Origin of the sequence: Thioclava sp. F42-5, assembly GCF_002213195.1 — a bacterium.
Taxonomy (GTDB): Bacteria; Pseudomonadota; Alphaproteobacteria; order Rhodobacterales; family Rhodobacteraceae; genus Thioclava; species Thioclava nitratireducens.
The window spans coordinates 109420-127326 of sequence record NZ_NBNZ01000004.1 but is presented as its reverse complement, the minus strand read 5'-3'; the positions used below and the strand labels follow the sequence as shown (position 1 = coordinate 127326).

General features: G+C 63.3%; 22 protein-coding genes. 13 read left to right on the top strand and 9 right to left on the bottom strand.

Annotated features, from left to right (window positions below):
• Window positions 1-12: 12 nt before the first annotated feature.
• On the bottom strand, window positions 13-1362 hold the full coding sequence (locus tag B6V74_RS12220; RefSeq protein WP_199224671.1) for a FliI/YscN family ATPase: 1350 nt from the start codon (window positions 1360-1362) through the stop codon (window positions 13-15).
• Between the two features lie 86 nt (window positions 1363-1448).
• On the opposite strand from B6V74_RS12220, the gene B6V74_RS12215 reads away from it, so the two are divergent.
• Genes B6V74_RS12215 through flhB form a run of 8 tightly spaced genes read left to right on the top strand, consistent with a single transcriptional unit; the run spans window position 1449 to window position 7682 of the window.
• Window positions 1449-1820 carry a flagellar basal body protein gene (locus tag B6V74_RS12215; protein ID WP_077701089.1) on the top strand — a complete coding sequence of 124 codons (372 nt, stop codon included), beginning with the start codon at window positions 1449-1451 and terminating at the stop codon, window positions 1818-1820.
• 21 nt (window positions 1821-1841) lie between these two features.
• Window positions 1842-2252: a flagellar basal body rod protein FlgC gene (gene flgC, locus B6V74_RS12210; protein ID WP_075775863.1), complete on the top strand. Its 411-nt coding sequence runs from the start codon at window positions 1842-1844 to the stop codon at window positions 2250-2252.
• Window positions 2253-2259: 7 nt separating this feature from the next.
• The gene (locus B6V74_RS12205; protein ID WP_088720395.1) at window positions 2260-2580 is read left to right on the top strand and encodes a flagellar hook-basal body complex protein FliE; all 321 of its coding nucleotides are present in this window, start codon (window positions 2260-2262) and stop codon (window positions 2578-2580) included.
• Window positions 2581-2596: 16 nt separating this feature from the next.
• Window positions 2597-2866: a flagellar biosynthesis protein FliQ gene (gene fliQ, locus B6V74_RS12200; protein ID WP_075775861.1), complete on the top strand. Its 270-nt coding sequence runs from the start codon at window positions 2597-2599 to the stop codon at window positions 2864-2866.
• A gap of 26 nt (window positions 2867-2892) precedes the next feature.
• On the top strand, window positions 2893-3675 hold the full coding sequence (locus tag B6V74_RS12195) for a lytic transglycosylase domain-containing protein (protein ID WP_240496987.1): 783 nt from the start codon (window positions 2893-2895) through the stop codon (window positions 3673-3675).
• 7 nt (window positions 3676-3682) lie between these two features.
• Window positions 3683-5773 (top strand): flagellar biosynthesis protein FlhA, encoded by a 2091-nt coding sequence (flhA, locus tag B6V74_RS12190; protein WP_088722930.1) that lies wholly within the window; start codon window positions 3683-3685, stop codon window positions 5771-5773.
• Between the two features lie 3 nt (window positions 5774-5776).
• On the top strand, window positions 5777-6538 hold the full coding sequence (locus tag B6V74_RS12185) for a flagellar biosynthetic protein FliR (RefSeq protein WP_240497099.1): 762 nt from the start codon (window positions 5777-5779) through the stop codon (window positions 6536-6538).
• 10 nt (window positions 6539-6548) lie between these two features.
• Window positions 6549-7682 (top strand): flagellar biosynthesis protein FlhB, encoded by a 1134-nt coding sequence (gene flhB / locus B6V74_RS12180; protein ID WP_240497098.1) that lies wholly within the window; start codon window positions 6549-6551, stop codon window positions 7680-7682.
• Between the two features lie 78 nt (window positions 7683-7760).
• Here flhB and B6V74_RS12175 read toward each other — a convergent pair whose 3' ends face one another.
• The 4 genes from B6V74_RS12175 to B6V74_RS12160 are packed head-to-tail and all read right to left on the bottom strand — an operon-like array spanning window position 7761 to window position 10252.
• Window positions 7761-8396: a hypothetical protein gene (locus tag B6V74_RS12175; RefSeq protein WP_088722928.1), complete on the bottom strand. Its 636-nt coding sequence runs from the start codon at window positions 8394-8396 to the stop codon at window positions 7761-7763.
• A complete protein-coding gene (locus B6V74_RS12170) occupies window positions 8390-8767 on the bottom strand; it encodes a hypothetical protein (RefSeq protein ID WP_077701087.1) in 378 nt (125 codons plus the stop codon). The genes B6V74_RS12175 and B6V74_RS12170 overlap by 7 nt, the downstream gene beginning before the upstream one ends.
• Window positions 8751-9704, bottom strand: coding sequence for a FliM/FliN family flagellar motor switch protein (locus B6V74_RS12165; protein WP_075775855.1), 954 nt, complete (start codon window positions 9702-9704; stop codon window positions 8751-8753). Before B6V74_RS12165 ends, B6V74_RS12170 begins: the two co-directional genes overlap by 17 nt.
• 2 nt (window positions 9705-9706) lie before the next feature.
• Window positions 9707-10252 carry a flagellar basal body-associated FliL family protein gene (locus tag B6V74_RS12160; RefSeq protein WP_088722927.1) on the bottom strand — a complete coding sequence of 182 codons (546 nt, stop codon included), beginning with the start codon at window positions 10250-10252 and terminating at the stop codon, window positions 9707-9709.
• Between the two features lie 174 nt (window positions 10253-10426).
• Between B6V74_RS12160 and fliF the strand changes: the two genes are divergently transcribed.
• The 5 genes from fliF to B6V74_RS12135 all read left to right on the top strand — a co-directional run bounded on the left by fliF (window position 10427) and on the right by B6V74_RS12135 (window position 15154).
• Window positions 10427-12100: a flagellar basal-body MS-ring/collar protein FliF gene (gene fliF / locus B6V74_RS12155; RefSeq protein ID WP_346425921.1), complete on the top strand. Its 1674-nt coding sequence runs from the start codon at window positions 10427-10429 to the stop codon at window positions 12098-12100.
• Window position 12101: 1 nt separating this feature from the next.
• Window positions 12102-12752, top strand: a complete 651-nt coding sequence (locus B6V74_RS12150) for a FliH/SctL family protein (RefSeq protein ID WP_088722926.1) — start codon at window positions 12102-12104, stop codon at window positions 12750-12752.
• Complete coding sequence (locus tag B6V74_RS12145) at window positions 12753-13154, top strand: FliM/FliN family flagellar motor switch protein (RefSeq protein WP_075775852.1); 402 nt, start codon at window positions 12753-12755, stop codon at window positions 13152-13154.
• Window positions 13151-14014, top strand: coding sequence for a flagellar type III secretion system pore protein FliP (gene fliP, locus B6V74_RS12140; protein WP_088722925.1), 864 nt, complete (start codon window positions 13151-13153; stop codon window positions 14012-14014). The genes B6V74_RS12145 and fliP overlap by 4 nt, the downstream gene beginning before the upstream one ends.
• A 123-nt stretch (window positions 14015-14137) precedes the next feature.
• Window positions 14138-15154, top strand: coding sequence for a flagellar motor switch protein FliG (locus B6V74_RS12135; RefSeq protein ID WP_075775850.1), 1017 nt, complete (start codon window positions 14138-14140; stop codon window positions 15152-15154).
• A 24-nt stretch (window positions 15155-15178) separates the two neighbouring features.
• On the opposite strand, the gene B6V74_RS12130 is transcribed toward B6V74_RS12135, so the two are convergent.
• From B6V74_RS12130 to B6V74_RS12115, 4 genes are all read right to left on the bottom strand, one after another.
• Window positions 15179-16009 carry a DUF1217 domain-containing protein gene (locus tag B6V74_RS12130; RefSeq protein WP_088722924.1) on the bottom strand — a complete coding sequence of 277 codons (831 nt, stop codon included), beginning with the start codon at window positions 16007-16009 and terminating at the stop codon, window positions 15179-15181.
• Complete coding sequence (locus B6V74_RS12125) at window positions 16003-16437, bottom strand: flagellar biosynthesis repressor FlbT (RefSeq protein WP_075775848.1); 435 nt, start codon at window positions 16435-16437, stop codon at window positions 16003-16005. Before B6V74_RS12125 ends, B6V74_RS12130 begins: the two co-directional genes overlap by 7 nt.
• A gap of 15 nt (window positions 16438-16452) precedes the next feature.
• On the bottom strand, window positions 16453-16854 hold the full coding sequence (locus B6V74_RS12120; protein WP_075775847.1) for a flagellar biosynthesis regulator FlaF: 402 nt from the start codon (window positions 16852-16854) through the stop codon (window positions 16453-16455).
• Between the two features lie 159 nt (window positions 16855-17013).
• Window positions 17014-17841, bottom strand: coding sequence for a flagellin (locus B6V74_RS12115; RefSeq protein WP_088722923.1), 828 nt, complete (start codon window positions 17839-17841; stop codon window positions 17014-17016).
• Between the last annotated feature and the right edge of the window lie 66 nt (window positions 17842-17907).

Genomic DNA, 17907 nt, shown 5'->3' with positions numbered 1-17907 from the left:
AGGACTGCGGGCTTACGCGCCCTCGCCATCTACCTCTTCGGGAAGCGGCACGTCGAAACCCGCTTCCAGTAGCAGCCTGTAGGTTTCCGCGAAGGCCCGCATCGATCCAAGCTGCTCCGATTTCCGCTGCGACAGGAAAACCGTCGCGCTTTGGTGGAAGCGGATCGCCGCATCTGTGTCGGGATCGGCGCCGGGGCGATAGGCGCCCACCCGGATCAGATCCTCCATATCCGCATATTTTCCCAGCGCGCGCCGGGCCGCCTGCATGATGCGATACTCGGCATCGGTATGGCAGTCGGGGAGCATCCGCGAGATGCTTTTCTGCACGTTCACCGCCGGGTAGCGGTCCTGCTCGGCAATGTGACGGTCGAGCACGATATGCCCGTCCACGATCCCGCGCACGGTATCGGCAATGGGCTCGTTCATGTCGTCGCCGTCCACCAGCACCGTGTAGAGCCCGGTGATATCGCCCGTCCCTTCGACGCCGGGTCCCGCCCGTTCCAGCAGATGCGGCAGTTCCGCGAAGACGGTGGGCGGGTAGCCCCGGGTCGTCGGCGGCTCGCCCCCGGAGAGGCCGATCTCCCGCTGCGCCATCGCGAAGCGGGTAACGGAATCGATCAGCAGCAGCACCTGCTTGCCCTGATCGCGGAAATGCTCGGCCACCGCCGTCGCGGTCCAGGCCGCCTGACGACGCAGCAGAGGTGGCTCATCACCCGTCGCCACCACGACCACCGCGCGCGCCATCCCCTCTGGGCCGAGGTCGTTCTGGATGAAGTCCTGCACCTCCCGGCCACGCTCGCCCACCAGCCCGATCACGATCACATCCGTATCGGTATTGCGCGCGAGCATCGCCATCAATGTCGATTTCCCGACGCCGGAGCCCGCGAAGACACCCATGCGCTGGCCACGGCAGATCGGGGTAAAGATGTCGAATACTTTGATTTGCGTCTCGAGCTTCGCGCCGACCCGCTTTCGGTCGAAGGCGCGCGGCGGGGCGGCCTTGAGGTCGCGCGCCATCTCCCCCGGGGTCCAGCCAGTGCCGCTGCGCACGGGCCGGCCCAGCGCATCCACGACCTGACCGATCCAGCTTTCATCGGGGTGGATCAGATCGCCGTGCTGGTCGAGTTCGACCCGATCCCCCACCGAGACGCCATCCCAGCTGCCGAACGGCAGAACGCGGGTTCCAGCCTCGTTCAAACCGACCGCCTCGGCGAGAACCGGACCGCGCCGCCCGTGCACGATGCAGCGCTGGCCGATTCCCATCGCGCGTTCGAGCCCGACGACAGTCAGCGACAGGCCCGTGACCGAATGGACATGACCGACAATTCTTGCCTCATCGGCCTCGTCAACCGCATAATTCAAGGAAGAAAAAATCGTATTCACAAGGATAAACCCTACCAATCCATTCTCACACCAGTATACTATCCATGAAAACGGAGCGATCCAACGTGAAACTTGATACGATATCCTTTTTTAACCTCGCCTCGGATCGGATGCAGTGGCTTGCGGCCCGCCAGAAGGTGCTGGCCGAGAACATCGCCAATGCCGACACGCCGAATTACCGCGCGCGGGACGTCACCGACTTCCAGAGCTTCCTCGAGAAGAGCGACGCGGCGCGCGCAACCGGCGGCCTGTCGCACGAAACCACCGTCGAGACGGTGAATGCCAGCGGCGCATGGGACAGCAGTCTCGACGGCAACGACGTGGCGCTGGAGCAGCAATCCGTGATCGCGAGCGAGAATGCGGACCAATATCGGTTGGCGGCGAACCTCTATCGAAAGGCCTACCAGCTTATCAACGCCGCCAGCGGCAAAGAGTAACGCGCGGAGCAGACTATGAGCATGGACCCTCTGAAATCAATCGGTGCGATCGCGGCAAGCGGGCTGCGCGCGCAGGGCGAGCGACTGAAGGTCGTCTCGGAAAACGTGGCCAACGCGGATTCGACTGGCTCGACGCCGGGCGCGGATCCCTACCGCCGCAAGACCATCTCCTTCGGCGAAATGGTCGATGACGCGACAGGCGCCTCGATGGTCGATGTCACCGAAGTCGGTCGCGACACCTCTGATTTCGTGTTGAAATACGACCCGGCTCATCCGGCGGCGAATGCCGAGGGTTTCGTAAAACTGCCGAACGTCAACCCGATCATCGAGATGAGCAACATGCGCGAAGCGGCGCGCAGCTACGAGGCCAACCTGAACATGCTCGAGACCGGTCGCCAGATGCGCCGCGAGATGATCGACCTTCTGAAATAGGTGACGCATGAGCGATCCAGTCCTCTCCAACGCAGCGATCCGGGGCGCTTATGGCGCCTCGCGCAACCTGAGTGGCGGTCCTGCCTCCGCGCAGGAGGCCAAATCCGCGGGACAAAGCTTCGGCGACATGCTCAAGAGCGCCGCCGAAGACGCGGTCCAGACCATGCGTGCGGCCGATACCACCGCGCAGGCGGGTCTGACGGGACAGGCCAGCACGCAGCAGGTCGTCGAAGCGACGATGGCGCTGGAATCCACCGTGAAGGTCACCGTGGCGATGCGCGACAAGCTGGTCGAGGCCTACCAGGAAATCATGCGGATGCCGATCTGAGGCAGGCGGGGGCGTCATGGAAGAAGCCGATGTCTATGCGATCATGTCGGACACGATCTGGACGATCCTGCTCGGGGCCGGCCCGATCCTCGCGCTCGCGCTGCTTGTCGGCCTTGGCATCGCGATCTTCCAGGCACTGACGCAGGTGCAGGAGATGACGCTGACCTTCGTGCCGAAGATCGTCGCGATCTTCGTGGGCCTCGTGCTCGCCCTGCCCTTCATCTACGCGACGCTCTCGCACCTGTCGGATACCGTCTTCGATCTCATCATGAACGGGCCCACCTGATGGCGCGGGCGGGGTGGTTTCGCGCCTTGGCGGCGCTTGCAATCGCGAGCTTCGCCGCGACAGGCCCCGCGCGGGCCGAGGGCTGGGCGGGGTTCTACACCTCCAGCCGCCCCGTGCCCGAGGCAACCACAGTCGTCCCCTCCAAGTTCGGCAATGACCAGCAATGCCTGCGCCAGATTTTCGCGGCGCAGGACCGCTACGGCATCCCCGACAACCTGCTTCTCGCGATCGGGCTGCAGGAGGCGGGGTTTCGCAATGAAGGTCGCTTGACCGTCTGGCCGTGGAGCGTGAATGCCGCGGGCGAAGGGCGCGTGTTCGACAGCCGCGAAGCGGCGATGGCTTGGGTCCACCAGAAGCAAGCAGCGGGCGTCACCTCGATCGATACGGGCTGCATGCAGGTGAACCGCAAATGGCATCCGGACGCGTTTGACTCGCTGGCCCAGTCCTTCGATCCGGCGGCGAATGTGGATTACGCGGCGCGGTTTCTGGTCGATCTGCATCGGCGGACGGGGGATTGGTGGCTCGCCGCAGGCTCGTATCACTCCTTCACCCCGGAGGCGCGCCAGACCTATCTGACCGCGCTCAGGCGCAATCTCGCGGTGGCGCAGAAAAGGGGCGACTATTTCGTCCGACTCGCAGGCGCCGCCTCCGTGGACGCGCCCACCATGACCGCCTCGCCACGCCCCACGCGCCGCAAACTGCCCGTCTTCTGGTCGGCCGATCTGACGGCGGATCAGGACATGCGGCTTTCGATCTATTCGACGAACGACCTGCAACCTGTGCTTCCCAATTTCACGCGAACGAATTGAGCGCGCAATGAGCCAAAAACAAACCAGTCTCGGCCAGAACCTCGTGGGGCTCGGCATCAAGAACCGCGATATCGGCTTCGCGATCGGCGTGACGCTGATCCTCGGGATGCTGTTCGTCCCGCTGCCACCGATCATCCTGGATTTCGGCCTCGCGATCTCGCTGTCGGTCTCGGTGCTGATCCTGATGGTGGCGCTGTGGATCCCGAAGCCGCTGGAGTTCAACTCCTTCCCGACGCTGCTGCTCGTGGTGACGATGCTGCGGCTGTCGCTCAACATCTCCTCGACGCGGCTCATTCTCAGCCAGGGCCATACCGGCCCCGGCGCGGCGGGCGGCGTCATCGAGGGGTTCTCGCGCTTCATCGTGGGCGGCGATTTCGTGATCGGGATCGTGATCTTCGCGATTCTCGTGGTTATCAACTTCGTGGTCATCACCAAGGGCTCGACCCGGATCGCCGAGGTTTCCGCGCGCTTCTCGCTCGATGCTATGCCCGGCAAGCAGATGGCGATCGACGCCGATCTCGGCGCAGGACTGATCGACGAGGTGGAGGCCAAGCGCCGCCGCAAGGAGCTGGAGGACGAGAGTGGCTTCTTCGGCGCGATGGACGGTGCGTCGAAATTCGTGCGCGGCGACGCGGTGGCCGGGATCATCATCACGCTGATCAATGTCGTCGGCGGGATTCTGATCGGCGTCGTCCAGCACGGGCTGAGCGTCTCTCAGGCGGCGGGCAACTACACCGTTCTGACGATTGGCGACGGGTTGGTGACGCAGATTCCGGCGCTGGTGGTGTCGCTGGCAGCGGGCCTGATCGTCACGAAAGGCGGCACCGAGGGCGCGGCGAACGAGGCGGTTCTCGGGCAGCTGTCGAACTTCCCGAAGGCGCTCTACATGGCGGCGGTGCTTCTTGGCGGGATCGGCCTGCTGCCCGGCTTCCCGATCGTGGTGTTCTTCGCGCTGGCCGGGCTGCTCGCGGGGCTGGGCTATGTGATGCAGGAGCAGGCCGCGCTGCGCGCCAGCGACGCGGCGGCAGCAGAAGCCCGCGCGGCCCAGATGGAAGAGACCTCGGCCGAGACGACGCAGCAGCAACTCAAGCTCGACGAGCTGCGCCTCAGCCTCGGTGCGGGGCTGGTGCCGCTGATCTCGAGCATGGATGCCGCCCTGCCCGGCAAGGTCAAAAGCCTGCGTAATCTCTTCATGAAGGATTACGGCTTCGTCCTACCCTCGGTCCGCATCAAGGACGACCCGATGCTGCCGACGAACAGCTATTCGATCCTCGTGCAGGGCGTCGAGGCGGCGAAAGGCGAGCTGCGCCCCAACCTCGTGATGGTGATCGACCCGTCCGGCGATCAGGTGAAGTTGCCCGGCGAGCGGATCAAGGAGCCCACCTTCGGGCTGAGCGCGGTCTGGATCGACCCGGCGCGCGCGTCCGAGGCCGAACAGCAGGGCCATACGGTCGTGGACCCCGAGAGCGTGATTACCACCCACCTCACCGAGATCATCAAGGAGCATATGTCCGAACTGCTCACCTATGGCGCGGTGAAGAAGCTTCTGGCCGAGCTGGACCGGGACTACCAGAAACTCGCGAGCGACATCTCCAACCCCGCCCCGGAAATCCTGCTGCAGCAGGTGCTGCAATCGCTGCTGGCCGAGCGTATCTCGATCCGCAACCTGCCGCTCATCATCGAGGCGGTGGCCGAGGCCGCGCCGTCGAGCACCAACCCTGCCGTGATCACCGAGCGGGTCCGCGCCCGCCTTGCGAACCAGATCTGCCGCGCGCTGGCGGATGCTTCGGGCTTCGTGCCGGTGCTGACAATGTCGGGTGCGTGGGAGCATGAATTCGGCGAAGCGGTGAAGATCAACGGCAAGGAGCGGACCTTCCTGATGTCGCCGCAGCGCGTGCAGGAATTCGTGCTGGAGGCGCGTCAGGAAATCCAGCGCCACGCCGCACGCGACGAATGGCCCGCGCTGATGGTTGCGCCGGAAGTGCGCGGCTATGTCCGCTCGATGCTCGAACGGGTCAGCCCGATGACTCAGGTGATCTCGCATAACGAGGTGCACCGAAAGGCCGCGATGAAGACGGTCGGGACGATCGGGGCCTGAGGGGTGAGCGGGCTGAGCACATTTCTCGACGCGCAGCTATTCGGCAATCTCATAGTCTTCGCCCGGCTGGGCAGCGCTATGATGTTCATGCCGGGCTTCGGCGAGATGCAGGTGCCGACCCGAAGCCGTCTGGCGATGGCAGTGGTGTTCAGCCTCGCGCTTTATCCCGCGACGCCAGTATTGCCGATGCAGCCCGAAAATCTCGTTACTTTCGCGATCTATCTCGGGTTTGAGGTGACGACGGGCCTCTGGATCGGGCTGACTGCACGGGTGCTGTTCAGCGCGCTGCAATTTGCGGGGCATCAGGCCGGGCAGGTCTCGGGTCTCGCCAATGCTTTCGCGCCGAGCCTCGGGTCGTTCGAGGGCTCCACGATGATCGCGAGCTTCCTGCTGATCTCGGGCGTCGCGCTGATTTTCGTCACGAACACGCATCACGTCATCATCCGCGCGTTGCTCTATTCCTACGACGTCTTTCCGCCGGGCACCCTGCTGCTGGGCGACATGGCGAAGCAGATCGTGAAGGCCGCGTCGGCCAGCCTCTATATCGGGGCGGCTATCGCGGCGCCGTTCTTCGTCATGGGGCTGATCTTCAATCTCGGGATGGGGCTTGCAAACCGGATGATGCCCGCGCTGCCTGTCTTCTTCGTCGCAGCACCCGCGCTGATCGCGTCGGGCCTGCTGATCCTTGCGGCGGCGTCGCCCAGCATGCTGCATGTCTTCCTCGGCCGGTTCACCGACTGGCTCGGCACTTTCGTCATACCCTAAGGAGCGCGCCGTGGCCGAAGGCGACGAACAGGATAAATCCTCCAAGACCGAAGAGCCGACAGACAAGCGGCTGAAATCGGCGCGCGAGAAAGGCGACGTGCCCTCCTCGCGCGAGACCGGCAACATGATGTCGGTCTTCTCGCTGCTGACGATCGTGATGTTCATCCTGCCACTGGTGGCGGGCCGGGCGATGACCTCGCTTGGTCAGGTCTTCGCCGGGGCGGGCCAGGTTAAGATTGGCCAAGGGTCGGCAGGCGCGCGCGATATTGGCGACATCCTCAGCCTGCTCTTCGGCGAGATAGCGGGATGGGCCGCCCCGATCTTCGGCGTGATGCTTCTGGCCGCGCTGTTCGGCGTGTTGATCCAGGGCGAAACCGTGGTCTCGTCGGAGCGGATGAAGCCGAAACTGTCGAAGCTCTCGCCGCTTGGGGGGCTGAAGAAGATGTTCTCGCCCGGCGCACTGGTCGAGTTCGCCAAGAGCATCACCAAGGTTCTCGTCATCGGCGTGCTCGCGCTGTGGGTGGCGAAGCGCGCGGTCACCGGGATCTGGCAGGGCGAGAATTTCCTGCCCGAGAACATTCCGAGCTACGCCGCCCATTGGGCCGGATGGCTGCTGAGCGCGGCGATGGTGTTCCTCGTCCCGATCACCATCGGCGACATCATCTGGAAACGGTTCGAGTGGCGGCGCAAACTGCGCATGTCTCTCAAGGAAATCCGCGACGAGATGAAGGACTCCGAGGGCGATCCGCAGATCAAGGGCCGCCGTGCGGAGATCGCACGCAGGCGCGCCCGCCAGCGCATGGCGCAGGCCGTGCCGACCGCCAGCGTGATCGTGACGAACCCGACGCATTATGCCGTGGCGCTGAAATACGAACAGGGCAGCGACGCCGCACCGGTCTGCGTCGCCAAGGGGGCCGATGCCGTGGCCGCCCGCATCCGGCAGATCGCGCGCGAGAACGAGGTACCGATCGTCGAGAATAAGCCCCTCGCGCGTACGCTGCACGCGACGATCGAAGTGGATGACACCGTGCCGGTCGAGCATTGGCAGGCGGTTGCGGAGATCATTGGCTATGTCATGGATCTGCGTCGCAACATCCGGCGCGCGCCGCCGAAAGGCTCGGTCCTGCGGGTCGACGAGGAATGAGAATAGGGGCTGAACGCCCCTTTTCCCCAAAACGGATGCAAATTCGGGTAGCTGCGCGGGCCGGAACGCCCGCGCGTTTCAGTTGAGCTTGACGTTGACCAGCTTCTGGTCGCCCGGCAGCTTCGAACGTTCGAGAATGATCTTGGAGACGGCCCGCGCGCGCACCGGGGTCATCGCGGCCATGATCGGGGCGACGTCGCGCTCATTCATCGTGGCCAGCACCATGACCGTCACCTCTATATCGAGGTCGTTCATGATCGAAGCCGCCGCCGCCGGCTTCATGTTCTTGTAGATCGACACGAGGCGATCGACGTCGGCGGTATGCGATTTGTCGACCTGGTCAAGCAGCTTGGTCACCATGTCCTTCAACTCGGTGAGATGCTGCGACTGGGTGTCGAGCCCCTGCTTGGCAAGCTCGATCTCGGCGCTGCGGGCGTCGAGCTTCTTCTTCTGTTCCGCAAGAAGGTCGCGCTCCTGCCGCACGGACATCAAAAGCTCCTCCGGCGTCGGGGCGCAGCTGCTCTTGGCATCGCTGGGAGCGTCCGCCGACGAAGCCTTTGCCGCGGTCGGCTTTTCCGCCCCGCTTGCGAGAGCCGCCTGCAAAAGCGAGTCCGGGAACGGGATCATGTCCGAGGGAAGGCTGGTCGCGAGCTTCGCGCCGCCCGAAAGCAGCAGCACACCGACGAGAACCTGCAGGGGGCGGCTCTTCACCATTGCCCCTGCGCCTCCCGGCGCACGCGGGTCTGCTCGAAGAAGCTTTTCACCAGCTCGGCCTTGCCGGTCACACGGGTCAGCCCCATCGGCGCTTTCGGCGCGGCGCGGCGCGAGTTGAAGGTCAGGGCGGGCGCAGCCTCTTGCGCGGGCGCCGGTTCGGGCGCGGGCGCTTTCTGCGCCTCGGCGACCGCGTCCTTCATCTCCTCGACGGAGAGCTGCGATTTGTCCACGGCCGCGGAGAAAGCGGCGACGAGCGGCTCCATTTCCTCGAGCACGAGCATCAGCTTCTTGACCCGTCGCGTGATCACCACGCCATAGGCCATCAGCCCCACAAGAGACACGAGAATAATCGCGTTAATCAGCATCGACATCATTGCTCCACTCGTCCTTTCCCATGAGGTTCGCGGTCACCTTCAGCGCCATCGACCCGTTCTGCTTCTTGCCCATTTCGCCTTCGAGAACCGGACTCCCGGCACAGAGCAGAAGGACCGGCTGGGTGTCGTCGATCCCGAGGTCGAGCGTGTCGCCCACTTTCCAGTCCAGAATCTCGCGCATCGGTACCACAAGCTCGTGCAGCTGGGCGGTCAGCGCCACCGACGACCCTTCGATCTTCTGTTTCAGCTGCGTACGCCACGAGCTGTCCGCGCCGAGCCGATCCCCGAAGAATATCTTGGTGAGCAGCGGGCGCACCGGCTCCAGCGTCGAGTAAGGCAGGATCAGATGAACCTCGCCGTGGTAGCCTTCGAGGCTGACCTTGAGCGGTACGCGGACCGTGGGACTGTTGGGCTGAGCGATGTTCGCGAATTGCGGATTGCTCTCCATCCGGTCGACCTGGAATGAGACTTCGCAAATCTGACGGAAGCCCACCGCCATGTCGGCGAGGATGCGTTCGGCGACCTGCTCTCCCATCCTGCGCTCGATCGTCGTGAAGCCGTTTTTGGCATCCTTCGCCCGCCCCGTCGGCTGCCCGCCCAGCATCAGTTCGAGCGCGGAGAACAGGAAGACCGGATCCTGCGAAAGGATGAACTGGTCGTCCCAAGGATCGGCCTGCGCGACCGCGATCAGCCCGTGCTTTGGCAGGCTTTTCATCGCGTCGGCGAAGGGCAGGTATTCGACGTCGCCCAGCGTCACGTCCAGCACCGAACCCGTCAGCGACTTGAGCGAGCTGGAGAAGGACAGAACGAAGCGCTCGAAGATCACGTCCAGCATCGGCAGACGCTCGTAATTGAGCATCGACATGCGGATGATCTCGTCCTCGACCTCCGCCGTCGTCGTCGCCGCCATCGCCATGTCCGCCTGCTCCGCCATCGTCACTGCACCACCAGATCGCTGATGAGAACCTCGCTCGGCGTATTGTCCCCGACGACCGCGCGGGCGCGCTTGAGCAGCTCCGCCTTGAGCTTGATGAGGCCGATACTGCCGCGCAGATCCTCAACCGTCATCTGCCGGAGGAACCCGGTGAAGGTATCGCGGATGAAGGGTTTCTTCTCGGCCATCGCGGCTTCGGCTTTCGGCGATTCGGGATAGACCAGCGCTAGGTGAATCTTGAGGTAGCGCGCGGCGGAGGCGCCGTCCGCGGTCGTCCCGGTGATGTTCACCACGATGTCGTCGAAATCCAGTAGCGCGTCCCCGCCCGCCGCGGCGCCCGCGCCCGTACCGCCATGGCCTGCCGACTCTGCCGGTTTGCCCCCGGTGAGGGCAGAGACGCCACCGAAAGCGACGAATCCACCGCAGAACATGGCCACGACCGCGAGGGCGCCCGCCGCCATCACGAGACGCTTGTGGTCACGCAAGACACGCCAGCGCCCGGCAGGCGCTTCGGCAAGCTCTTCTCCATCAACCGCCGCATCTGTCATCGGCTACCGCGCCTCTCTTCGTCGAACTTAAAGATAAAACCCGATCTTCATTGGATGTCGTGAAGTATATACATCCAGACTTTACTTGCAATACAAAGATAGAATAGCCTCTATTGCGTAGATGAAGAATAACTGGTGTTCGCCGTGCAGCAATTCTTGCGGAATCTTCAATCCTTGGGACGGCGCAAGCTGCTGATGCTTGGGGCAGTCGGCGTCGTCAGCGTGTTCGCGCTGGTCTTCGGCCTATCCGTCGTGACCGCCCCGAACTACAAGCTGCTCTACAGCCAGCTTTCGCCCTCCAGCGCAGCCGGAATCGTCGACGCACTCGAACAGGCAGGGTTCAAGACGCAACTGTCTGCAGATGGCAGCGCGGTGTCGGTGCCGGAGGGAGACATGGCCCGCGCCCGCATGGCGCTGGCCGAAAAGAACCTGCCAGTGGATGGCGAACCCGGTTGGGAGCTGTTCGACAACGCAAGCGGCTTCGGCATGAACACCTTCATGCAGCATGTGAACCGTCTGCGCGCGATGGAGGGCGAGCTGGCGCGCTCGATCCAGACCATCGACGGGGTGCGCAGCGCCCGCGTCCATCTGGTTCTGCCCGAGCGCGAAGCCTTCTCGCGCACCAGCCCCGACCCGAGCGCGAGCGTCATCGTGCGCGCCGCCTCCACCCGCGGCATCAGCCGCAAGGAGGCGCTGGCCATTCGCAACCTGATCGCGGCGGCAGTACCCAATCTCGACGGCAACCGGGTGACGGTGCTCTCGGCCAGCGGCGAGACGATCCTCGCGGAGAATTCCGACGCCGCCGGGCAAGCGACACTCCAGTCGAACAAGGCCGCGACCGAAGACCGGATGGCGCGCTCGATCGAGCAGATCCTGACGGCGCGTGTCGGTGCGGGAAATGCCCGCGTGCAGGTCAATGTCGACCTGTCCAACCAGCGTGAAGTCGTGGTGCAGCAAAGCTTCAACCCCGATCAGCAGGTCGTGCGCTCCACCCAGAACAACGCCGAGCAGCAAAAGGGTGTGCAGAATGGCGATGCGGGTGTGAACACCGGGAACAACATCCCTGGCGCGCTTGGCGGCCCCGGCGCGAGCAGCACGACCGACAGCCGCAGCAAGAACGGCGAGTCCGTGCAATACGAAATCGGCAACACCCGGCGCGAGACCACGACCGAAGCGGGTGCAGTCAAGCGCGTGTCGGTCGCCGTGCTGGTCAACGGCATATACAACGTGCAGGACGACGGCTCGCTGAAATACGAACAACGCTCGCCCGAGGAAATCGCGCGTCTCACCGCACTGGTGAAATCGGCGATCGGCTACGACCAGAATCGCGGCGATACAGTCTCGGTCGATAGCCTGCGCTTCATCGATTACTCGATGGAAGTCGGCGGCCCGGTCGGCCCGACGCTGATGCAGCGGCTCTCCGACAATATCGTGTCGATCCTGCGCTGGGTCTTTGCCCTTCTGATCGTGGTCGCGGTGCTTGTCTTCGGTCTGCGCCCGTTGCTGAACCGGGCCGACCGCGAACGCGCGCGGCTGAGCGAGGCGCCCGGTGCCGGGGCGCTCGCAGCCCCCGAGGGCGAGGCGGAAGCAGCGGCACCCGCGAGCAACACCCTGCCCGCAGCGCCCGCCAGTGCCGTCGCGCCCCGAACGCAGGAGGCCGCCGAGCCCGCAGCGCCCGTCCAACGTGCGGAGCGCTACGACCCCGCCAGGGACGAGGAGCTCGTCACCAACTTCGCGATCAGCGGCGCGATCCTGAAGCGCAAGGTCTCGGCAATCCAGAAGATCGCCGAAGAAGAACCGCAAGAGGCCCTCAAGGTCCTGCGCGGCTGGCTACTCAACGAGGCATGACATGACGGTTTTCCAGCGAGACTTCGATGAAGAGATGCAGGCGGAAGACGCCCGCCGCGCCGCCGAACGCCTGAAGGTCTTCACTCAGGCCGATCTCGATGCCGCGGCGGCGGCCGCGCGCGCCCAAGGGTTCGAGGCGGGCCGTGCGCAAGGCCGCAACGAGGCTACCACCGAGATCACGACCTCGCTCGAGGCACGCCAGACCGAGGCGCTGGAAAAGCTCTCGCCGGAGATCACCGCACTTCTGGGCAACCAGCTCGCTCATCAAGCGGCACTGGAGCGACACCTTTGCGGCTTCGCGCTGCGCGTTTGCGAGAAGGTTTTCCCCGAATTCATCGAGAGCTGCTCGACCGCGCGGGTCGAGACCCAGATCCGTCGGGCGATGGAAATCGCGCTGCGCAAACCAAGCCTCACGATCCGCCTCTCCCCCGCCAATGTCGCGGGGCTGACGCCGGTGATCGAGGCCAGCGCCGGGCCGAACAGCCCCGCCCTGAACATCGTCGCGGACCCGGCGCTTGCCGATGGCGACATCCATGCCGACTGGGAAGACGGCGTGATGGATTACAGCTTCGAGACGGTCTGCCGCAGTATCCTCATCGCCCTGCGGCAGACGATCTCTCCCCAAGCCACACCAATCAGGAAAGCCGTGTAAATGTCCGACAACGATACGCCCGAATCCACGCAGCCGCCTGAGACGCCGGAAACCGGAACCCAGCCGACGCAGGGCGAAGCCCGCGCCGCTGCAGCCGAGACCCTGCTGCATACCCTCGCCAGCAAACAGGCCGAGAGCGATGCCGACGGGCAGAACGTCAACGCGATGCTCAATGTCGGGCTCTCGGTGCAGATCGTGCTGGGTCAGAGCCGTATCCCGATCTCGCAGCTTCTGAACCTGAGCCGCGGCTCGGTCATCGAGCTGGAGAAAAAGATTGGCGAGCCGGTCGACGTGGTGATCAACGACCGGCTGGTGGCGCGAGGCGATCTGGTGAAAGTGGGCGACAACCGGCTCGGCGTCACGCTGACCGAGATCGTCAAAGACTACGTCCCGAAACGATGATCCACCTCACGAAGCGATTTCTGACGGCGCAACCCGGCCTGCCACTTGTCGCCCTGACGCTCGTAGCGTCGCTTGCGTTCAGCAGCGGCGCAGAGGCGCAGGAGGCGGGCGGGTTGCTGAGCGACCTAGCGCAGGGGCTGAACAATGCCGCGCCAGGCAGCGATGCATCGGCCAGCCTGAGCGGGCGGATCATTCAGCTGATCGCGCTGATGACCGTGCTCAGCATCGCGCCGGGCGTCCTTGTCGTCATGACCAGCTTCACCCGCTTCGTGATCGTCTTCTCGATGCTGCGCTCCGCGCTGGGGCTGAACCAGACGCCGCCGAACATGGTGCTGAGCGCGATGGCGCTGTTCATGACCTTCTTCGTGATGCAGCCGGTCTTCGACGATGCCTGGACCGGGGGGCTGCGGCCGCTTCTGAACAACACGGTGACCGAGGAACAGGCGCTCGTCGGGATCGGCGCGCCGTTCAAGGCCTTCATGTTCGCCAATACGCGCCCGAAGGATCTGAAGCTCTTCGCCGATCTCGTCCGCGACAACGAAGCGGGGCAAAACGCCGAACCCGCGCCCGAGACGCCCGCGCCTGCCACGGCGGAGGAGGCGAACTGGCGCACCCTCGTCCCCGCCTTCATGATCTCCGAGCTGCGGCGCGCCTTCACGATCGGCTTCCTGATCTATCTGCCTTTCATCGCGATCGACCTCATCGTCGCATCGGTGCTGATGAGTGCGGGCATGATGATGTTGCCGCCGGTGATGATCTCGTTGCCTTTCAAGGTCATCTTCTTCGTGCTGATCGACGGCTGGTACATGCTCGCAGGGAGCATGATGCAATCTTACGTCGCCTATGGCGGGGGTGGCTAAGCCTCTGCGCCGCCCTATCCTTAGAAAACACATCACTACAAAGAATAGCGCGCGATCTTGATTGAGAATACAAGGATAGCCTGCTATCCTTGCCGTGACCTCAGAACAGATCGAGCGCCGACGATGAGAACCTCCCGGGATTACAAGAAACTGCGTGGCCCAGAGAAGGCAGCGATTCTTTTCCTCTGCCTCGGGGAGAAACACGGCGCAGGGCTCATGCAGCGGCTCGACGATTACGACATCCATTCGATCACCCATGCGATCTCGTCCCTTGGTACGATCCCCGCCGATATCGTCGAAGAGGTGATGAGCGAGTTCATGGAAACCGCAGGCGATGGCGGCGGCCTCGTGGGCTCGATGGAGATGGCGGAGAGCATGCTCAAGGGGTTCCTCCCCGACGAGCGCGTCTCCGACATCATGAACGAGATTCAGGGCCCGCTGGTGGGACGCAATATCTGGGAAAACTTCTCGGCGCTGAACGAGCAGATCATCGCAAATTATCTCAAGGAAGAGCACGACCAGACGGTCGCGGCGATCCTGAGCAAGGTGAAACCCGAGGTCGCCTCGAAAGTGCTGCCGCTTCTGGGCGAAGAGCGCATGATGGAAGTGCTGGAGCGGATGATCGGCATCGAGACCGTTCCCCGTTACGTCTTCCAGAACATCGAAGAAACGTTGCAGAAAGAGTTCATGAGCTCGGCGACGCGCAATACCGGGCCGGACCCGCAGCAGCGCATGGCCGATCTCTTCAACAAACTCGATAGCAAGCTGTTCGACGACATCACCCAGCGTCTGGAAAAGCGTATTCCCGAGGCGTTCGGTGCGATCAAGGCGAAGATGTTCACCTTCGACGATCTGTGCAAGCTCGACCAGCAGAGCCTCGTCAAAGTCATGCGCGGGGTCGAAGGGCAAACGCTTCCGCTCGCCTTGCGCGGGGCCAAGAAGGAGGTACGCGACTACTTCCTGAGCGCCCTGCCCGCCCGCTCGCGCGACATGCTGAACGAGGAAATGACCGCGATGGGCCCGGTGCGCGGGCGCGAGGTGCAAGAAGCGCAATCCGCGCTTGTGGACTATGCGCTCGAGCTGTCGCGCGAGGACGAAATCCGCATTCCGCTCGACGATGATGACGTGATTATCGACTGAAGCCGTCCGTGACCGGCGACCAGCTTACCGGTAGCGCGAAGCCGAGAAGGTAGCGATCGCAGTCAAATCGAAGGTCGCGGGCACGAATTGGCCCGAGCCCCCCTGCACCGCGCCTTGCATCAGCGTCACCGCAGCATTCCCCGCCGCCCCTCCGATTGAGAAGTTATTCGCATCGGACACAGCGACGAAACGGGAGACCAGATCATCGACCTCTTTCGGGTCTTTGAGTTTCGCAAGTTCGAACTTGTCCTCGAAAATCTGTTTCTGCCGCTCGACATCGAGCTTCACCACGTCATTCGGGATCCCCAAAGCGGTGCGCATGAACTGCGCCATATTCTTGTCTTTCAGGACCGAATACCATGTTTTGACGCCGCCGAGCTTCTGCCGGAATTCGAGCACGGACCCGACGGTCTCGTTCTGGTCGCGCTCACCATTGATGAACTGCTGGCTGACATATTGATCGACGATCTTGTCCTGCCACGAGGCCGAGGAGGTATTCGCGTTTGCAGTGCCGCCATTGGTGAACCCGAGCGCATCGTAGAGCTTGCGAAACCGCGGATCGGTGAGCCTGTTGACGAGGGAACTTTTGTCATTGGGATCGCTCGACAGGATTTCGCGCATCATCGCCTTGCCGAACATCTGGTCTTCCAGATCGAAGGCCTTCATCACGAAACTATAGGCGTCGTAATCCTTCACCAAGTCGGCCGCGGTATGGATATCCCCGATCTTCTCGCGGAAACGGCTGATCGCGCGCGCATGCTGCGGCTCTTGCGCCAGTTGATCGAGTTGCTTGGCCTGCGTCCGATCGATCAGGCTCAGCGCGAGCCGACTGCTCATGCCCGAAATCGTCAGCATTCTTCGCCCTCCAGCGCCGCCGTCGCGCTCGTGTTTGCGGACAGGCGGGCGAACAGTTCTTCTTCGCGGCGCATGACCGGGCGCAGCGCGCTCAACGCTTTGTAATAATCGCCCTGAGACACCCAGTTCGCGGCCTCGAAAACACTGCCAACCACGGCGGCACTGAAGATCGTGGCGAGATCGGCGAGCTTCTCCTGAATGACCGGCACCAGCGTGTCGCGGGTATCGGCGCGGATCAGCGCGGTCTGGATCAGGAAATAGGCCTGCTTCACCGGGGTCGGCTCGCAGTTTTCATCCAGCAGGTCTTCGGCCCGGATCACGTCGGCGGTATTCTCGATTTGAAGTGTCTGGCGGCGGTTGGCATTTCGGATAACGCATCCATTGACCACGATCCGCTCGTTCGGTTTCAACGTCAGTCGTAATGCCATGACCCGCGCCCCTTCTTATTCCGCAGCGACCGGCTCGCCCGCGTCGCCGCTGAGCCCTCGGATGATGTTGCGGTTCACCTCGACCAGCGGCGCAACCGCGCCGCCGCCGCCCATCACCATCTGCGTCTGCCGCTCGACCCAGAGCGCGAGCGAGATCAGCCCGGCCTTCAACTCGGCGGGAAACTGGTTCGCAGGCTCCGCGAGGTCATCGCGCAATGCCGTCCAGATGCGTTCGTTTTCCCAGAGCGCGGTGCGCAGCCCCTGCGCGAGGATCGCCCCCCGTCCGGCCCGTGGCGCCTCGTCATAATCGACGAGAAAGGCCTCAAGCTCGCCAGTGACGCGCGACAGGATACGACGCTCGATCTGCCGCGGAGACTCGGTTTCGGAAATGGTTCGCTTATACGCGGCGACGCTCATGCAAGCTCTCCTCTCGATATTCTTTTGTTCTCTTTGCCCGAACTTAGCACAACCCGGTTAAAGGCGTTTTTAAACTTTGGGGGAAAAGACAACCGGAGCGCGATAAAAGAAAAGGCCCCGCACTGCACGGGGCCTTTCCATTCATGTCTTCGCCACCGATTAGCGGAACAGGCTCAGAAGGTTCTGAGGGCCCTGGTTCGCGATCGAGAGCGACTGCGTCGCGAGCTGCTGCTGAACCTGGTAGGACTGCAGGCGAGCCGCCTCCTGCTCCATGTCCGCATCGACCATGTTGCCGACACCGGTGTCGAGCTTGTCGGTCAGCTTGCCAAGGAAGTTCTGCTGAGCTTCCAGCGACTTCTCCGCAACGCCCAGCGAGGTCGCGTTGTCGATCGCCGTCGAGAGAGCGCTTTGGGCGCTCGTCAGCGCGCTGGTCAGAACCGCCGCCGAACCACCAGAGATGTCGATCCCGCTCAGCGTCGCCTGAAGCGATGAGAGATCGACCGCCTGGAAGGTCATCGACGTCGTTGCGAAGGAACCGCTTGCGCGGCTGATCCCGGTGACGACCGTCACGTTGGCCGAACCGTCGACGAGGCTGTCACCGTTGAAGGTTGCCTGGCTGATCGTGGTGCCGATCTGATCAACGATGCTGCGGAGTTCCTTTTGAACCGCAGCATGATCCACCGCATCGCCTTGCGCGAACGAAACACGCTCGACGAACTGCTGGGCGAGATCCTTTACCGACTCTGCGCCGAGACGTGCGGTCGAAACCGAGTTCTTGGTCAGGGTCAGGCCTTCGTTGATCGACTTGTACATGCCGCTGTCGCTGTTCATCGATTCCGAGATCGAGAAATACGCGGCGTTGTCTTTCGCCGAGTTGATCTTCTTGCCGGTCGAGATGCGGTTTTGCGTGTCTTCGAGACCTTTGTTCACCGAACGCAGGGTCGCAAGAGCATTCATCGCGGAGGTATTGGTAAGAATGGACGACATTTCTGGTCACTCCTCATTCTGAAAGATATTTTGTTTTCGTCTTCTGACAGAAAAACGGCGCGAGCC